Here is a 16,900-nt window from a genome sequence, read left to right on the forward strand (position 1 = left end):
CTTGAGCGAGGCACTCACCGATCTCCTCGATCTGCTCGACCTGGAGCAGATCGAGGAGAACATCTTCCGCGGCACGAGCCGCACCTCCCTGGTGCCGCGCGTGTTCGGCGGACAGGTCGCGGCCCAGGCGCTGGTCGCGGCCGGCCGGACCGTCCCCGGTGACCGCACCGCGCACTCGCTCCACTCGTACTTCCTGCGCACGGGCGACGCGGGCGCGCCCATCGTCTACTCCGTGGACCGGATCCGCGACGGGCGCTCCTTCACCACCCGGCGGGTCGTCGCCGTCCAGCACGGCCAGCCGATCTTCCACCTCTCGGCCTCCTTCCAGGTGTACGAGGAGGGCCTCGACCACCAGGTCGCGATGCCGGACGCCCCGGACCCGGAGAGCCTGCCGACCGCGGCCGAGGCCCTGCCCGCCTACCGGGACCTGTTCCGGGACCCGGGCACGGTGGAGCGGCTGCTGGAGGCGCGCGGCGCGGTCGACCTGCGGTACGCGACGACCCCGCCGTGGGGCACCATCGGCGAGCCGGTGGAGCCGCGCTCGCAGGTGTGGTTCCGGACGGCCGGCAAGCTGGAGGGCGACGACCCGCTGCTGCACACCTGCCTGGCCACGTACGTCTCGGACATGACCCTGCTCGACTCGGTGCTGCTCGCGCACGGCCGGGGCGGCTGGGCCGTCGGCGACGTGGTCGGGGCCTCGCTGGACCACGCGATGTGGTTCCACCGGCCGTTCCGGGCCGACGAGTGGCTGCTGTACGACCAGGACTCCCCCACCTCGCACGGCGGCCGGGGCCTGGGCCAGGCGCGGATCTGGACGCAGGACGGCCGGCTGGCCGTGACGGTGATCCAGGAGGGCGTCGTCCGCGTCCCGCGCACCTGACGCCGCTCCGGGCCCGCGGAGACCCCCTCGGTAGGGTGGGGCGAAAGCAACCGCGGCCGGAACGGCCGGAACAAGGAGCAGACGTGAGCGAGCCGGCGTCCATAGCCCTGCAGCAGGAGATCGCCCGGGAACTGGAGGTCGCCGAGACCTTCGACGCCGAGCGGGAGATCGAGCGCCGGGTGGCCTTCCTCACCGAGCGGCTGACCTCCACCGGTCTGCGCTCCCTCGTCCTCGGCATCAGCGGCGGCGTGGACTCCACCACCACCGGCCGGCTGTGCCAGCTCGCCGTCGAGCGCGCCCGGGCCGCCGGGCACGAAGCCGTGTTCCACGCGATGCGGCTGCCGTACGGGGTCCAGGCCGACGAGCACGACGCGCAGCTCGCGCTGTCGTTCATCCGGGCCGACCGGGTGCTGACCGTGGACATCAAGCCCGCGAGCGACGCCGCCCTCGACGCCTCGGCGGCCGCCGGCGTGGCCTTCCGCGACGCCCACCACCAGGACTTCGTGCACGGCAACATCAAGGCCCGCCAGCGCATGATCGCCCAGTACGCGGTGGCCGGCGCGCACGACGGCCTGGTCGTCGGCACCGACCACGCCGCCGAGGCGGTCTCCGGCTTCTTCACCAAGTTCGGTGACGGCGCCGCGGACGTGGTCCCGCTGACCGGTCTGACCAAGCGGCGGGTGCGCGCCGTCGCGGACGCGCTGGGCGCGCCCGCCGAACTGGTGTGGAAGACGCCGACGGCCGACCTGGAGACCCTCGACCCGGGCAAGGCCGACGAGGACGCGCTCGGGGTCACGTACGACCAGATCGACGACTTCCTGGAGGGCAAGCCGGTGGACGAGCGGGCCTTCGGGACGATCGTCCGCCGCTACCGCCTGACCGGCCACAAGCGCAGCCTGCCCATCGCCCCCTGAGGTCCGGCCCCGGCGGGCGTGCGCGGGCACGTCCGCCGGGAAGCCCCGGATTCCGGATTCCGGGATCCGGGATCCGGGATCCGGGATCCGGGATCCGGGATCCGGGATTCCTACGCGTCCAGGAGGCCCGCCGCGTTCAGCAGGTAGGCCACCATCGGGTCGTAGAAGCGCGGGTCGCGGACGTGGTCGTCCAGCGGGACCACCACCTGGAGGGTGCCCTCCGCCTCGCCGAGGAACAGGGCGGGGTCGTTGCAGTCCGCGTACGCGACCGCGTCCAGGCCGCGCTGCGCGGCGCAGCCCGCCCAGCCGTGGTCGGCGACGACCAGGTCCGGCAGCGGGCGGCCGGCCGCGGTGAGGCCGTCGAGGATGGCCGCCATCGGTGCCGGGGAGTGGGTGTGCCACAGGGTGGCGCCCCGCTCCAGTACGGCGATGTCGGCGAACTGCCACACCGAGGCCTCGTCGGCCGTCAGCCCGGACGGGATGACGACGATCTCGCAGCCCGCCGTCCGCAGGGCGTCGGCGGTGGCCCGGTGGACGTCGAGCAGGCCGCCCGGGTGGCCGGTGGCGAGCAGGACGCGCTGGCGGTCCAGGGCCGCCTTGCGCAGCCGGGCCGCCATCCGGTCGAGGGCGTCCACGGTCAGTTCCGGGTCGATGGTGTCCTGGCCCTGCCGGTGCTCGGGGTCGTCGACGACGCCGCAGCGCTCGGCCATCACCGCGAGCACGTCCTGCTCGTCAGTCCAGCGTTCACCCAGTTCCAGGCCGAGCCAGTAGTGCCGGTCGCCGTTGGCGAGCTTGCGGTAGTGGGACAGGTTGTTCTCGCGCGGGGTGGCGACCTGTCCGGCGATCCGCGTGCGCACCAGGTGTTCGGTGAGCTCGGCGCGGCTGGGGACGGACGTCTCTATCGGCTTCGGCATGCGGCCCATTCTGCCGCCGCGACCCCCGATACGGCGGTTCCATCCCAGTCGTCGGACGCGTCGTGTCACGCGGTCAGCGCCCCGAAGGCCCCGTGCGCGAGCCGCCGCAGCAGCGATTCGGTCGCCTCCCGCCCGAGCGCCGCCAGGTGCGGGGTCGAGTTCAGCAGGCCGAAGACGGCGTGCACGGCCACCCGCACCTCGGCCTCGCCGACCTGCGGGTGCAGGGCCCGTACGACCTCGACCCACAGCTCGACGTACTGGCGCTGGAGCTGGCGTACGAGCTTGCGGTCGGCCTCGCGGAGCCGGTCGAGCTCCCGGTCGTGCAGGGTGATCAGCGCGCGGTCGTCGAGCGCGAAGTCGATGTGGCCGTCGATCAGCGAGGCCAGGACCGCGGACGGATCCCCGTCGGTCTCCTCCGCCCGGCGGCGCCCGCCGGTCAGCAGCCGTTCGCTGATCCCGACGAGCAGTTCGGCGAGCATGGCGTCCTTGCCCGCGAAGTGCCGGTACAGCCCGGGGCCGCTGATGCCCACTGCCGCGCCTATCTCGTCCACGCCGACGCCGTGGAATCCGCGTTCGGCGAAGAGGCGGGCGGCCTCACTGAGGATCTGCTCGCGACGGGTCGGGGCGGCCGCTGAAGTGCTCATGGGAATCCATTCTAGACAGGGGCCGTTAGCGGTCGTTAACCTTGGCTCCACAGAGGTTAACGCTCATTAACCGCGTGGACCGAGCAAGGGAGCTCGACCGATGCAGCAGGCACCCGTCCTCACGACCGCCGCCGACCCGGCGTCCGAGGCCTGGCGCACCAACGAGGCCGCCCACCGCGAACTCTCCGAGGGCCTGCGCGCCCGCCTGGACGCGGCCCGGCTCGGCGGCGGCGAGAAGGCCCGCGCCCGGCACACCGCGCGCGGGAAGCTGCTGCCCCGCGACCGGGTGGACACCCTCCTCGACCCCGGTTCCCCCTTCCTGGAGCTGGCCCCGCTGGCCGCCGAGGGCATGTACGGGGGCGCGGCCCCGGCCGCCGGGGTGATCGCCGGCATCGGCCGGGTCAGCGGCCGCGAATGCGTCATCGTCGCGAACGACGCCACCGTCAAGGGCGGCACCTACTACCCGATGACGGTCAAGAAGCACCTGCGGGCCCAGGAGGTTGCGCTGGAGAATCGTCTCCCCTGCCTCTACCTGGTCGATTCCGGCGGCGCCTTCCTCCCCATGCAGGACGAGGTCTTCCCCGACCGCGAGCACTTCGGCCGCATCTTCTACAACCAGGCCCGCATGTCCGGCGCCGGCATCCCGCAGATCGCGGCCGTCCTCGGCTCCTGCACGGCGGGCGGCGCGTACGTGCCGGCGATGAGCGACGAGGCCGTGATCGTCCGCAACCAGGGCACGATCTTCCTCGGCGGCCCGCCGCTGGTGAAGGCCGCCACCGGCGAGGTGGTCACGGCCGAGGAGCTCGGCGGCGGCGAGGTCCACAGCCGCGTCTCCGGCGTGACCGACCACCTCGCGGAGGACGACGCGCACGCACTGCGGATCGTGCGGAACATCGTGGCGACCCTGCCCGGGCGCGGGGCCCTCCCCTGGTCGGTCGAGCCGGCCGAGGAGCCGAAGGTGGACCCGTACGGCCTGTACGGCGCGGTCCCCGTCGACTCCCGCACCCCGTACGACGCCCGCGAGATCATCGCCCGGATCGCCGACGGCTCCCGCTTCCAGGAGTTCAAGGCCGAGTTCGGCACCACGCTGGTCACCGGCTTCGCCCGGATCCACGGCCACCCGGTCGGCATCATCGCCAACAACGGCATCCTCTTCGCCGAATCCGCCCAGAAGGGCGCCCACTTCATCGAGCTGTGCGACCAGCGCGGGATCCCGCTGCTGTTCCTCCAGAACATCTCCGGCTTCATGGTCGGCCGCGACTACGAGGCCGGCGGCATCGCCAAGCACGGCGCGAAGATGGTCACCGCGGTCGCCTGCACGCGCGTCCCGAAGCTGACGGTGGTCGTCGGCGGCTCGTACGGCGCGGGCAACTACTCGATGTGCGGCCGGGCGTACAGCCCCCGCTTCCTGTGGATGTGGCCCAACGCCAAGATCTCGGTGATGGGCGGCGAGCAGGCCGCCTCCGTCCTCGCCACGGTCAAGCGCGACCAGCTGGAGGCCGCCGGCCAGGAATGGCCCCTGGGCGAAGAGGAGGCCTTCAAGGCCCCCGTCCGCGCCCAGTACGAGGAGCAGGGCAACGCCTACTACGCCACCGCCCGGCTGTGGGACGACGGGGTCATCGACCCGCTGGAGACCCGGCAGGTGCTGGGCCTGGCCCTGACGGCCTGCGCGAACGCCCCGCTGCCGCAGAGGGACCCGGCGCAGCCGGCCTTCGGCATCTTCCGTATGTGACCTGAGACGTGTGACGTGAGGACCCCAATGTTCAGCACTGTCCTTGTGGCCAACCGGGGCGAGATCGCGGTCCGGGTCATCCGCACCCTGCGGGAGCTCGGGATCCGGTCCGTGGCCGTGTTCAGCGACGCCGACGCGGACGCCCGCCACGTGCGGGAGGCCGACACGGCCGTCCGCATCGGCCCGGCCGCGGCCGCCGAGAGCTACCTGTCCGTGGAGCGGCTGCTCGACGCGGCCCGGCGCACCGGCGCCGAGGCCGTCCACCCCGGCTACGGCTTCCTCGCCGAGAACGCGGCGTTCGCCGAGGCCTGCGCCGGGGCGGGCCTGGCCTTCATCGGCCCGCCCGCGTCCGCGATCTCCCTGATGGGCGACAAGATCCGGGCGAAGGAGACCGTACGGGCCGCGGGCGTGCCCGTGGTCCCCGGCTCCTCCGGCAGCGGCCTGACCGACGCCGAACTCGTCTCCGCCGCCGAGAAGATCGGCATGCCGGTGCTGCTCAAGCCCTCCGCGGGCGGCGGCGGCAAGGGCATGCGCCTGGTCCGCGACGGGGCACTGCTCGCGGACGAGATCGCGGCCGCCCGCCGCGAGGCCCGCTCCTCCTTCGGCGACGACACCCTGCTCGTGGAGCGCTGGGTGGACCGGCCGCGCCACATCGAGATCCAGGTGATGGCCGACGCCCACGGCAACGTCGTGCACCTGGGCGAGCGCGAGTGCTCGCTGCAGCGCCGCCACCAGAAGGTCATCGAGGAGGCCCCCTCGGTCCTGCTGACCCCCGAGATCCGCGCCGCCATGGGCGCGGCGGCGGTGGAGGCGGCACGGGCCTGCGGGTACGTCGGCGCGGGCACGGTGGAGTTCATCGTCCCCGGCGGCGACCCGTCCTCCTACTACTTCATGGAGATGAACACCCGCCTCCAGGTGGAGCACCCGGTGACGGAGCTGATCACCGGCCTGGACCTGGTGGAGCTCCAGTTGCGGGTGGCGGCGGGCGGCGAGCTCGGCCTCACGCAGGACGACGTGACGCTGACCGGGCACGCGATCGAGGCCCGCATCTGCGCCGAGGACCCGGCCCGCGGCTTCCTGCCGTCCGGCGGCACGGTGCTGGCGCTGTCGGAGCCGTCGGGGCGGGCGGTGCGGACCGACTCCGGGCTGACGGCCGGGGTGGACGTGGGCTCCACGTACGACCCGATGCTGTCGAAGGTGATCGCGTACGGGCCGGACCGGGACGCCGCGCTGCGGGTGCTGCGGGGGGCGCTGGCCGACACCGTGATCCTGGGTGTCCAGACGAACGCCGGTTTCCTGCGGAGGCTGCTGGCCCACCCGGACGTGGTGTCCGGGAACATGGACACCGGGCTGGTGGAGCGGGACCTGTCCTCGATGCTGCCCGAGGGCGTCCCGCCGGAGGTGTACGCGGCGGCCGCGCTGCTGGCCCAGGGCTCTGTCCCCCACCCCGTCCCTTCCCGAAACGCCTCAAACGCCGGCGGGGCTGGAACGAACAGCCCGGCGGGGCCGGACTGGGCCGATCCGTTCTCGGCGGGCAACGGCTGGCGCATGGGCGGAACCCCGGCATGGACGGTGCACCACTTCCGCCTCCCGGGCCAGGACCCGATCACGATCCGCACCCGCCGACGGGGTGACGAGCTGGAGATCCGGCCGGCAGCCGACCACGACGGCGGGACGAACCAGGCCCCGCCGGCGATCGATGCGCGGGATCTGGGGCAGGGCCCCGGTGCACCGGCCCGCGGCCGGATCGTGGCCCGCACCGCCGACCGCCTCACCATCGAACTCGACGGCGTCACGCACACCTTCAGCCACGCCCCCTCCCCGGAGGGGACCTGGCTGGGCCGGGACGGCGACAGCTGGCACCTCCAGGACCACGACCCGGTCGCGGCAGCCCTCGGCGGCCGCGGCCACGCGGGGGCCGACACCCTCGCGGCGCCGATGCCGGGCACGGTCACCGTCGTCAAGGTGGCGGTCGGTGAGCGGGTCGCCGCCGGTCAGAGCCTGCTGGTCGTGGAGGCAATGAAGATGGAGCACGTCATCTCCGCCCCGCACGCCGGCACCGTCACCGAACTGGACGTCTCCCCGGGCACCACGGTCGCCATGGACCAGGTCCTGGCCGTGGTCACCCCCGACGCAGAGGAGGAGGGCGCATGAACGGGCTGCCCATGGCCGTCCCCGCCGCCGGTCTGCCGGCGCGCGTGCGGATCCACGAGGTCGGCGCCCGCGACGGGCTGCAGAACGAGAAGTCGGCCGTACCGACCGCGGTCAAGGCGGAGTTCATCCGCCGGCTGGCCGCCTCCGGGCTGACCACGGTCGAGGCCACCAGCTTCGTCCACCCCAAGTGGGTGCCCCAACTGGCCGATGCCGAAGAGCTGTTCCCGCAGCTCGACGACCTCGCCCGGGCCGGGGTGCACCTGCCGGTGCTGGTCCCGAACGAGCGCGGCCTCGACCGGGCGCTGGCCCTCGGCGCGGACCGGATCGCCGTGTTCGGCTCGGCGACCGAGACCTTCGCCTCCCGCAACCTCAACCGGACGATCGCCGAGTCCCTGGCCATGTTCGAGCCCGTCGTGGCCCGGGCCAAGCAGGGGAAGGCGCATGTGCGGGGCTACCTGTCCATGTGCTTCGGCGACCCCTGGGAGGGCGCGGTCCCGGTCCACCAGGTGGTCCGCGTCGCCAAGGCCCTGCTCGACCTGGGCTGCGACGAGCTGAGCCTCGGCGACACCATCGGCGTCGCCACTCCCGGGCACGTACAGGCGCTCCTGTCCGAGCTCAACGAGGAGGGCGTGCCGACCGACCGGATCGGCGTGCACTTCCACGACACCTACGGCCAGGCGCTCTCCAACACCCTTGCCGCGCTCCAGCACGGCGTGACCACGATCGACGCCTCCGCGGGCGGCCTCGGCGGCTGCCCGTACGCGAAGAGCGCGACCGGGAACCTCGCCACCGAGGACCTGGTGTGGATGCTCGACGGCCTCGGCATCGAGACCGGGGTCGACCTGGCCGCCCTCACCGCCACGAGCGTGTGGATGGCCGAACAGCTGGGGCGTCCGAGCCCCTCCAGAACCGTCCGCGCCCTCTCCCACAAGGAGTAACGAAGACATGTCCCTCGACCACCGGCTCTCCCCCGAGCACGAGGAACTCCGCCGCACCGTGGAGGCGTTCGCGCACGACGTCGTCGCGCCCAAGATCGGCGACTTCTACGAGCGGCACGAGTTCCCCTACGAGATCGTCCGCGAGATGGGCGCCATGGGCCTGTTCGGGCTGCCCTTCCCCGAGGAGTACGGCGGCATGGGCGGTGACTACCTCGCCCTCGGCATCGCCCTGGAGGAGCTGGCCCGCGTCGACTCCTCGGTGGCCATCACCCTGGAGGCGGGCGTCTCCCTGGGCGCCATGCCGCTCTACCTGTTCGGCACGGAGGAGCAGAAGCAGCAGTGGCTGCCGAAGCTGTGCTCGGGCGAGATGCTCGGCGCGTTCGGCCTGACCGAGCCGGGCGCGGGCAGCGACGCCGGCGGCACCCGCACCACGGCCGTCCGGGACGGCGACGAGTGGGTCATCAACGGCTCGAAGTGCTTCATCACCAACTCGGGTACGGACATCACCGGCCTGGTCACCGTCACCGCCGTGACGGGGCGCAAGGCGGACGGGCGCCCGGAGATCTCCTCGATCATCGTGCCGTCCGGGACCCCGGGCTTCACGGTGGCGGCCCCGTACTCGAAGGTGGGCTGGAACGCCTCCGACACCCGCGAGCTGTCCTTCGACGACGTCCGGGTGCCGCTGGCGAACCTGGTGGGCCAGGAGGGCCGCGGGTACGCCCAGTTCCTGCGGATCCTCGACGAGGGCCGGATCGCGATCGCGGCGCTGGCCACGGGCCTGGCGCAGGGCTGTGTGGACGAGTCGGTCAAGTACGCGAAGGAGCGCCACGCCTTCGGCCGGGCCATCGGCGACAACCAGGCCATCCAGTTCAAGCTGGCGGACATGGAGATGCGCGCGCACATGGCTCGAATCGGGTGGCGCGACGCGGCCTCCCGCCTCGTGGCGGGCGAGCCGTTCAAGAAGGAGGCGGCGATCGCGAAGCTGTACTCCTCGACCGTCGCGGTCGACAACGCGCGTGAGGCCACGCAGATCCACGGCGGCTACGGGTTCATGAACGAGTACCCGGTGGCCCGGATGTGGCGCGACTCGAAGATCCTGGAGATCGGCGAGGGCACCAGTGAGGTGCAGCGCATGCTCATCGCCCGGGAGCTGGGCTTCTCCGGCTGAATCCGGACATAGCACGAGGGGGCCCTGAAAAAACTTAGGGCCCCCTTACCGTTTTCAGCCAAGGTTAGGCTAACCTTCCCACCGAACGGCCCAGTGGCCGCCCCGGCACGTACTGAAAGCGGACACCAAAATGCCCAAGTCCCGTACCTCCCCCTTCACCCGACGCGGCCTCATCGCCGCCGGCGGTGCTCTCGGCCTCGTCGCGGCGCTGACCGCGTGCGGCGGCTCCGGCTCGGCGAAGGGCGAGGGCGACAAGGACAAGGGTGCGGCGGCCTCGGGCGCCTGGACCTTCAAGGACGACCTCGGCAAGGACGTCAGCCTGAAGGCGCAGCCGAAGAACGTCGTGGCCTACACCGGCACCGCCGCCGCGCTCTACGACTACGGCGTCCAGGTCAAGGGCGTGTTCGGCCCGACCAAGACCGCCGACGGCAAGCCGGACGTGACGGCCGGCTCGATGGACATCTCCAAGGTGGAGATCCTCGGCAACGTCTACGACGAGTTCAACGTCGAGAAGTACGCCGCCCTCCAGCCCGAGCTGCTGGTCACCAACACCTGGGACGGCACGTACTGGTACGTCCCCGAGGCCTCCAAGGACAAGATCCTGAAGCTGGCCCCGGCCGCCGCGGTCGGCGTGGGCGGCGACGCCTCCATGGACAAGGCCCTGCAGCGCACGGCCGACCTGGCCAAGGCCCTCGGTGCCGACCTGAACACCAAGAAGACCACCGACGCCAAGGCCGCCTTCGAGGCCGCCGCCGGCAAGGTCCGCGAGGCCACCAAGGCCAACCCGGGCATCAAGGTGCTCGTCGGCTCCGGCACCGCCGACCTGTTCTACGTCTCCACCCCGAAGACCTCGGCCGACCTGAAGTACTTCGAGACCCTGGGCGTCGAGTTCGTCGTCCCGGAGCAGGACAAGCTCGACCAGGGCGGCTTCTTCGAGAGCCTCAGCTGGGAGAACGCCGGCAAGTACAAGGCCGACCTGGTCCTGCTCGACAACCGCACCGGCACCGCGCAGCCGGAGGACCTGAAGGCCAAGCCGACCTGGACCGAGCTGCCCGCCGTCAAGGCCGGCCAGGTCGCCCCGCGCGTGACCGAGCCGATCTACTCCTACGAGAAGTGCACCAAGATCCTGGAGGACCTCGCCAAGGCCATCCAGGGCGCCAAGAAGGTCAGCTGACCACCGGCCTGACGGCATCACAGGCCTGACGCTACGACCGGCCTGACTGCACGACCGGCCACCGGCGCCGGGCCCGCGGCAACCGCCTCGGGCCCGGCGCCCACCCGACTTCCCAGGGGGACTCCGCATGACCGCCACCGCTCCCGAGAGCGCCGGGGCCGCGGCCACCGAGGCCGTGGCCCACTTCCGCTTCTTCACGATGGAAGTGCTCCGCACCCGCCGCCTCGGCCACTCGTTCCTGCGGGTCACCTTCGGCGGCGAGTCCCTCGCGGGCTTCCGCTCGGGCGGCCGGGACCAGAGCCTGTCGCTGTTCCTGCCGCCCGCCCACCGGGAGCACACCGAGCTTCCGTCCACGGACGAGGACACCTGGTTCGCGGGCTGGCGCGGGATGCCGGACGAGGAGCGCCCGGTGATGCGCTCCTACACCGTGCGCGAGCAGCGCACGGCGGACGGCGGCGCGGTCGAGGTCGACATCGACTTCGTGCTGCACGGGGACTCCTCCCCGGCCTCCTCCTGGGCCGGGCGGGCGGTGACCGGCCGCCGGATCCTGGCGATCGGGCCGGCCGTCGCGGAGAACAAGTCCGTGCGCTTCCAGCCGCCCGCCGGCACCGACGCGCTGGTGATGTACGCGGACGAGACCGCGCTGCCCGCGGCCGCCGCGATCCTGGAGGGGCTCGACGCCGGCATCCGGGTCACGGCCTTCTTCGAGGTCCCGCACGCCGACGACCGGCTCGACCTCGCCGCCCCGGCCGGTTCGGACATCACCTGGATCGTGCGGGAGGCCGGCCCGGGCCGCGCCGGGCGCGTCGTGGACACGGTGCGCGCGGCCGGACTGCCCGCCTCCGAGGCCTCGTACGCCTGGCTGGCGGGTGAGGCCGGCACGATCCGCGCCGTACGCCGCCACCTGGTGCAGGAACGTTCCATCGACCGGCGCGCGGTGCGTTTCACCGGCTACTGGCGCCTGGGTGCGAGCGAGGAGGAGCTCCTCGCCGAGGCGTACGCGGGCCGGGCGCCCAGCGAGGACCCCGGCGCCGCGCTGTAGCGGACTCCCGGCGGCCGCAGGCCCCTTCGCAGCGCCCCCGGACACCTGCAGCCGCTCTTCGGCGGGCCCTGGCTTTTCGGCCAGGGCCCGCCTCTATTTGGCTTGCAACTTAGGTTAGGCTAACCTAAGCACCATCTTCCCCACCCTTCCCCCCCTGCCCGGAGGAAAGTTGATGCGCTCGCATCTCCTGAACGAGACGACCTCGGAGCACTACCGCCGCTCCGTCACCGAGGGCGTCGAGCGCGTCGCGGCCAAACTCGCGACCGTCCAGGGTCCCCACACCGGGATATCGGTCGACGAACTCGCCCCGGTCATCGACGGGATCGACCTGGACCGGCCGCTGGACGACCCGGCCGCCGTCCTGGACGAGCTGGAGGAGGTCTACCTGCGGGACGCGGTGTACTTCCACCACCCGCGCTACCTGGGCCACCTCAACTGCCCGGTCGTCATCCCCGCCGTCCTCGGCGAGGCGATCCTCTCGGCCGTCAACTCCTCCCTGGACACCTGGGACCAGTCCATCGGCGGCACCCTCATCGAGCGCCGCCTCATCGACTGGACCGCCGGCCGCATCGGCCTCGGCCCGGCCGCGGACGGCATCTTCACCTCCGGCGGCAGCCAGTCCAACTTCCACGCACTGCTCCTCGCCCGCGACGAGGCCTGCCGGAAGGTCATGCAGGGCAGCGGGCGCGCCCTGGCCAAATCCGAGGTGCTGCCCCGGCTGCGCATCTTCACCTCCGAGGCCAGCCACTTCAGCGTCAAGAAGTCGGCCGCCATGCTCGGACTCGGCTACGAGGCCGTCATCGCCGTCCCGGTCGACCGCAACCGCCGCATGGACACCTCCGTCCTCGCCCTGGAGCTGGAGGAGTGCGTCCGCGAGGGCCTGTACCCGATGGCCGTCGTCGCTACCGCCGGCACCACCGACTTCGGGTCCATCGACCCGCTCCCCGAGATCGCCCGCCTGACCGCCGAGCACTCCGCGTGGATGCACGTGGACGCCGCCTACGGCTGCGGACTGCTGGTCTCCCCCACCCGCCGGCACCTCCTCGACGGCATCGAGCACGCCGACTCGGTCACGGTCGACTACCACAAGTCCTTCTTCCAGCCCGTCAGCTCCAGCGCGATGCTGGTCCGCGACCGCGACACCCTCAAGCACGCCACGTACCACGCGGACTACCTCAACCCGCGCCGCATGGCCGAGGAGCGGATCCCGAACCAGGTCGACAAGTCCATCCAGACCACCCGCCGCTTCGACGCGCTCAAGCTCTGGATGACCCTGCGCACCATGGGCGCCGACGGCATCGGGCAGCTCTTCGACGAGGTCATCGACCTGGCCGCCGCCGGCTGGGACATCATCGACGCCGACTCCCGCTACGAGGTCGTCGTCCGCCCGCAGATCTCCACCCTGGTCTTCCGCTACACCCCCGAGGGCGACGTGCGCGCCGACCTCGTCGACGAGGCCAACCTGCACGCCCGCAAGGCCCTGTTCGCCTCCGGTGAGGCCGTCGTCGCCGGCACCAAGGTCGACGGCAGGCAGTACCTGAAGTTCACCCTCCTCAACCCGCAGACCACCACGGCCGACATCAAGGCCGTGCTCGACCTCCTCGCGTCCCACGCCGAGCAGTACCTGGGAGAATCCCTTGCAGTCGTCTCGTGAGCCCCGCTCCCCCCGCCGGCCCTTCGATTTCATCGGTGTCGGCCTCGGTCCCTTCAACCTGGGACTCGCCTGCCTGACCGCGCCGATCGACGAGCTCGACGGCCTCTTCATCGAGACGAAGCCGCACTTCGAGTGGCACGCCGGGATGTTCCTTGACGGCGCGCACCTGCAGACGCCGTTCATGTCGGACCTGGTCACCCTGGCCGACCCCACCTCGCCCTTCTCCTTCCTGAACTACCTGAAGGACCAGGACCGGCTGTACTCCTTCTACATCCGGGAGAACTTCTACCCGCTGCGGACCGAGTACAACGAGTACTGCCGCTGGGCCGCCGACCGGCTCGACAACGTGCAGTACTCCACCTCCGTCACCGAGGTCACGTACGACGAGCAGGCGGGCCTGTACGCGGTCACCACCGACCGCGGCGAGACCCACCTGACCCGCCGCCTCGTCGTGGGCACCGGCACCACGCCGTACGTCCCGGCCGCCTGCGGGCAGCTCGCCGGCGACTTCATCCACAACTCCGTCTACATGCAGAACAAGGCGGAGCTGCAGAAGAAGAAGTCCATCACGCTGGTGGGCTCGGGCCAGAGCGCCGCGGAGATCTACTACGACCTGCTGTCGGAGATCGACGTCCACGGCTACCGGCTCAACTGGGTCACCCGCTCCCCGCGGTTCTTCCCGCTGGAGTACACCAAGCTGACGCTGGAGATGACCTCCCCGGAGTACGTGGACTACTTCCACGCCCTCCCGGAGGAGACCCGCTACCGCCTGGAGAAGGAGCAGAAGAGCCTCTTCAAGGGCATCGACGGCGCACTGATCAACGACATCTTCGACCTGCTCTACCAGAAGAAGGTCGGCATGCCGGGCCCCGTGCCCACCACCCTGCTGACCAACACCTCGCTGAACTCGGCGGCGTACGACACCGCCACCGGCACGTACACCCTGGGCCTGCGCCAGGAGGAGCAGGAGCGGGACTTCTCCCTCGACACCGAGGGCCTGATCCTCGCGACGGGCTACTCGTTCGGGCTGCCGGAGTTCCTGGCGCCGGTCCACGACCGCCTCAACTTCGACGGCCACGGCCGCCCCGACGCGGCCCGCAACTACAGCATCGACGTGACCGGCCGCGAGGTCTACCTGCAGAACGGCGCCGTCCACAACCACTCGATCACCTCGCCCGACCTGGGCATGGCCGCGTACCGCAACGCCTACCTCGTCAAGGAGATGCTGGGCCGCGAGTACTACAAGGTCGAGAAGTCCATCGCGTTCCAGCAGTTCGCGGCCCCGGAAGGCACGCACATATGAGCACCACCGAGCCCCTGTATTCCCGCACCGACGCCGCCCTCGGCACCTTCGCCATCCGCCCCCTGGACCCGTTCTCCGACGCGGAGCTGCTCCACGGCTGGGTGACCCACCCCAAGGCGGCGTTCTGGATGATGCAGGACGCCTCGCTGCCGGACGTCGAGCGCGAGTACATGAAGATCGCGGCCGCCGAGCACCACGACGCGTACATCGGCCTCCACGAGGGCCGCCCGGCCTTCCTGATGGAGCGCTACGACCCGAGCGAGCTGGAACTGGTCGGCCTGTACGACGCCCGGCCCGGCGACGTCGGCATGCACTTCCTCGTCGCGCCCAGCGACACCCCGCTGCACGGCTTCACCCGCGCCGTGATCACCACCGTGATGGCGGCCCTGTTCGCCGACCCGCAGACCCGCCGCGTCGTGGTCGAGCCGGACGTGCACAACACGGCCGTGCACGCCCTCAACGAGGCCGTCGGCTTCGTCCCGGAGGGCCCGGTGCAGAAGCCGGAGAAGGAAGCCCTGCTGAGCTTCTGCACCCGCGAGCAGTTCGAGACGGCCACCGGCCTGACGGGAGCGACGGTATGAGCCTCTCCGACGCGATCTCCCACCTCTCCCCCGAGCTGTGGGAGCGGGCGAACCGCGCCCTGGTCCGCAAGGCCCTGGCCGAGTTCTCCCACGAGCGCCTGCTCACCCCGAAGCCGCTCGGCGACGGGTCGTACGCGGTCCTCAGCGACGACGGCACCGTGGAGTACCGCTTCACGGCCACCCGCCACGAGCTCGACCACTGGGCCGTGGACGAGTCCTCGGTCACCCGCCTCCAGGACGGCACCGAGCTCCCGCTGGACGCCCTCGACTTCCACATCGAGCTGCGCGAGGCGCTGGGCCTGAGCGCCGAGGTCCTGCCGGTCTACCTGGAGGAGATCTCCTCCACGCTGGCGGGCTCGGGCTTCAAGTACACCAAGCCGCAGGTGCCGTCCGCCGTCCTGGCGAAGTCCTCGTTCCAGGACATCGAGACGGGCATGACCGAGGGCCACCCCTGCTTCGTGGCCAACAACGGCCGCCTCGGCTTCGGCGTCCACGAGTTCCGCGCGTACGCCCCGGAGGCGGCGAGCCCCGTCCACCTGGTGTGGGTGGCGGCCCGCAAGGACGTCTCCACCTTCACGGCGGGCGCCGGCCTGGAGCACGACTCCTTCATGCGGGCGGAGCTGGGCGAGGAGACCCTCGCGGTCTTCGCGGAGCGGATGGCCGCACAGGGCCTGGACCTGGCGGACTACCACCTGCTGCCCATCCACCCCTGGCAGTGGTGGAACAAGACCACGGTGACCTTCGCCGCGGAGATCGCGGGCCGCCGCCTGGTGCTGCTGGGCGAGGGCACGGACAGCTACCTGGCGCAGCAGTCCATCCGCACCTTCTTCAACACCAGCGCCCCCGAGAAGTACTACGTCAAGACGGCGATCTCGGTCCTCAACATGGGCTTCATGCGCGGCCTGTCCGCGGCCTACATGGAGGCCACCCCGGCGATCAACGACTGGCTGCACCGCCTGATCGAGGGCGACGAGGTGCTGCGGTCGGTGGACTTCTCGATCATCCGCGAGCGGGCGGCGATCGGCTACCACCACCGCCAGTACGAGCGCGCCACGGACCGCTACTCGCCGTACCGCAAGATGCTGGCCGCGCTGTGGCGCGAGTCCCCCGTCGCCTCCCTGCAGGAGGGCGAGCGCCTGGCGACCATGGCCTCGCTGCTCCACGTGGACTCCGAGGGCCGGTCCTTCGCCGGCGCCCTGATCGCCGAGTCGGGCCTGACCCCGGCGGAGTGGCTGCGCCACTACCTGCGGGCCTACCTGGTCCCGCTGCTGCACTGCTTCTACCAGTACGACCTGGCGTACATGCCGCACGGCGAGAACACCATCCTCGTCATCGAGAACGGCGTGGTGAAGCGGGCGATCTTCAAGGACATCGCCGAGGAGATCGTGGTCATGGACCCGGACGCGGTCCTGCCGCCGGCGGTGGAGCGGATCCGGGCGGACATCCCGGAGGACATGAAGCTGCTGTCGGTCTTCACGGACGTGTTCGACTGCTTCTTCCGCTTCCTGGGCCCCATCCTCGCCACGGAGGGCGTCTGCGAGGAGGACGTGTTCTGGCAGGCGGTCGCGGACTGCGCCCACGCCTACCAGGACTCGATGCCGCAGCTCGCGGAGCGCTTCGAGCGGTACGACCTGTTCGCGGAGGAGTTCCAGCTGTCCTGCCTCAACCGGCTCCAGCTGCGCAACAACAAGCAGATGGTCGACCTCGCCGACCCGTCGGCCGCCCTGCAGCTGATCGGCAACCTCAAGAACCCCGTCGCGCCCTTCGCGCGCCGGTAGGCACGAGGCGGGCCCGCCGTGCGA

14 protein-coding genes are annotated in these 16,900 nt (G+C 71.5%); 12 read left to right on the forward strand and 2 right to left on the reverse strand.

The features are described 5' to 3' along the window. The first annotated feature begins 1 nt into the window (after position 1). Positions 2-880 (forward strand): acyl-CoA thioesterase, encoded by an 879-nt coding sequence (locus ACIQUT_RS18740; protein ID WP_403564021.1) that lies wholly within the window; start codon positions 2-4, stop codon positions 878-880. A gap of 83 nt (positions 881-963) precedes the next feature. Then, entirely contained in the window at positions 964-1,794 is an 831-nt protein-coding gene (gene nadE / locus ACIQUT_RS18745) for an ammonia-dependent NAD(+) synthetase (protein WP_403564022.1), read from the forward strand. Positions 1,795-1,904: 110 nt separating this feature from the next. Here the strand turns inward: nadE and ACIQUT_RS18750 are convergent, their stop codons facing one another. Both ACIQUT_RS18750 and ACIQUT_RS18755 read right to left on the reverse strand, forming a co-directional pair. After that, complete coding sequence (locus ACIQUT_RS18750; RefSeq protein ID WP_403564023.1) at positions 1,905-2,717, reverse strand: phosphatase; 813 nt, start codon at positions 2,715-2,717, stop codon at positions 1,905-1,907. 56 nt (positions 2,718-2,773) lie between these two features. Continuing rightward, a complete protein-coding gene (locus ACIQUT_RS18755; RefSeq protein ID WP_403564024.1) occupies positions 2,774-3,352 on the reverse strand; it encodes a TetR/AcrR family transcriptional regulator in 579 nt (192 codons plus the stop codon). A 100-nt stretch (positions 3,353-3,452) separates the two neighbouring features. On the opposite strand from ACIQUT_RS18755, the gene ACIQUT_RS18760 reads away from it, so the two are divergent. The 10 genes from ACIQUT_RS18760 (at position 3,453) to ACIQUT_RS18805 (ending at position 16,876) form a co-directional block, all read left to right on the forward strand. Next, on the forward strand, positions 3,453-5,084 hold the full coding sequence (locus ACIQUT_RS18760; RefSeq protein WP_403564025.1) for a carboxyl transferase domain-containing protein: 1,632 nt from the start codon (positions 3,453-3,455) through the stop codon (positions 5,082-5,084). 27 nt (positions 5,085-5,111) lie between these two features. After that, complete coding sequence (locus tag ACIQUT_RS18765; RefSeq protein ID WP_403564026.1) at positions 5,112-7,238, forward strand: acetyl/propionyl/methylcrotonyl-CoA carboxylase subunit alpha; 2,127 nt, start codon at positions 5,112-5,114, stop codon at positions 7,236-7,238. Beyond that, complete coding sequence (locus ACIQUT_RS18770; RefSeq protein ID WP_403564027.1) at positions 7,235-8,176, forward strand: hydroxymethylglutaryl-CoA lyase; 942 nt, start codon at positions 7,235-7,237, stop codon at positions 8,174-8,176. The genes ACIQUT_RS18765 and ACIQUT_RS18770 overlap by 4 nt, the downstream gene beginning before the upstream one ends. A gap of 7 nt (positions 8,177-8,183) precedes the next feature. Then, positions 8,184-9,344 carry an acyl-CoA dehydrogenase family protein gene (locus ACIQUT_RS18775; RefSeq protein WP_403564028.1) on the forward strand — a complete coding sequence of 387 codons (1,161 nt, stop codon included), beginning with the start codon at positions 8,184-8,186 and terminating at the stop codon, positions 9,342-9,344. Between the two features lie 130 nt (positions 9,345-9,474). After that, on the forward strand, positions 9,475-10,518 hold the full coding sequence (locus ACIQUT_RS18780; protein WP_403564029.1) for an ABC transporter substrate-binding protein: 1,044 nt from the start codon (positions 9,475-9,477) through the stop codon (positions 10,516-10,518). A gap of 127 nt (positions 10,519-10,645) precedes the next feature. After that, a complete protein-coding gene (locus tag ACIQUT_RS18785; RefSeq protein ID WP_403564030.1) occupies positions 10,646-11,560 on the forward strand; it encodes a siderophore-interacting protein in 915 nt (304 codons plus the stop codon). 172 nt (positions 11,561-11,732) lie between these two features. Continuing rightward, positions 11,733-13,214, forward strand: coding sequence for a pyridoxal phosphate-dependent decarboxylase family protein (locus tag ACIQUT_RS18790; protein WP_403564031.1), 1,482 nt, complete (start codon positions 11,733-11,735; stop codon positions 13,212-13,214). After that, complete coding sequence (locus tag ACIQUT_RS18795; protein WP_403564032.1) at positions 13,198-14,517, forward strand: lysine N(6)-hydroxylase/L-ornithine N(5)-oxygenase family protein; 1,320 nt, start codon at positions 13,198-13,200, stop codon at positions 14,515-14,517. Before ACIQUT_RS18790 ends, ACIQUT_RS18795 begins: the two co-directional genes overlap by 17 nt. Beyond that, positions 14,514-15,098, forward strand: a complete 585-nt coding sequence (locus ACIQUT_RS18800) for a GNAT family N-acetyltransferase (RefSeq protein WP_403564033.1) — start codon at positions 14,514-14,516, stop codon at positions 15,096-15,098. Before ACIQUT_RS18795 ends, ACIQUT_RS18800 begins: the two co-directional genes overlap by 4 nt. Further along, complete coding sequence (locus ACIQUT_RS18805; RefSeq protein WP_403564034.1) at positions 15,095-16,876, forward strand: IucA/IucC family protein; 1,782 nt, start codon at positions 15,095-15,097, stop codon at positions 16,874-16,876. Before ACIQUT_RS18800 ends, ACIQUT_RS18805 begins: the two co-directional genes overlap by 4 nt. Positions 16,877-16,900: the final 24 nt, after the last annotated feature.

Source organism: Streptomyces sp. NPDC090445 (genome assembly GCF_044769385.1).
GTDB lineage: Bacteria > Actinomycetota > Actinomycetes > Streptomycetales > Streptomycetaceae > Streptomyces.

Coding starts and splice junctions, on each gene's coding strand:
- ACIQUT_RS18750 (WP_403564023.1), bottom strand. CDS start 2,717: ATGGGCCGCATGCCGAAGCCGATAGAGACGTCCGTCCCCAGCCGCGCC.
- ACIQUT_RS18755 (WP_403564024.1), bottom strand. CDS start 3,352: ATGAGCACTTCAGCGGCCGCCCCGACCCGTCGCGAGCAGATCCTCAGT.
- ACIQUT_RS18760 (WP_403564025.1), top strand. CDS start 3,453: ATGCAGCAGGCACCCGTCCTCACGACCGCCGCCGACCCGGCGTCCGAG.
- ACIQUT_RS18765 (WP_403564026.1), top strand. CDS start 5,112: ATGTTCAGCACTGTCCTTGTGGCCAACCGGGGCGAGATCGCGGTCCGG.
- ACIQUT_RS18770 (WP_403564027.1), top strand. CDS start 7,235: ATGAACGGGCTGCCCATGGCCGTCCCCGCCGCCGGTCTGCCGGCGCGC.
- ACIQUT_RS18775 (WP_403564028.1), top strand. CDS start 8,184: ATGTCCCTCGACCACCGGCTCTCCCCCGAGCACGAGGAACTCCGCCGC.
- ACIQUT_RS18780 (WP_403564029.1), top strand. CDS start 9,475: ATGCCCAAGTCCCGTACCTCCCCCTTCACCCGACGCGGCCTCATCGCC.
- ACIQUT_RS18785 (WP_403564030.1), top strand. CDS start 10,646: ATGACCGCCACCGCTCCCGAGAGCGCCGGGGCCGCGGCCACCGAGGCC.
- ACIQUT_RS18790 (WP_403564031.1), top strand. CDS start 11,733: ATGCGCTCGCATCTCCTGAACGAGACGACCTCGGAGCACTACCGCCGC.
- ACIQUT_RS18800 (WP_403564033.1), top strand. CDS start 14,514: ATGAGCACCACCGAGCCCCTGTATTCCCGCACCGACGCCGCCCTCGGC.
- ACIQUT_RS18805 (WP_403564034.1), top strand. CDS start 15,095: ATGAGCCTCTCCGACGCGATCTCCCACCTCTCCCCCGAGCTGTGGGAG.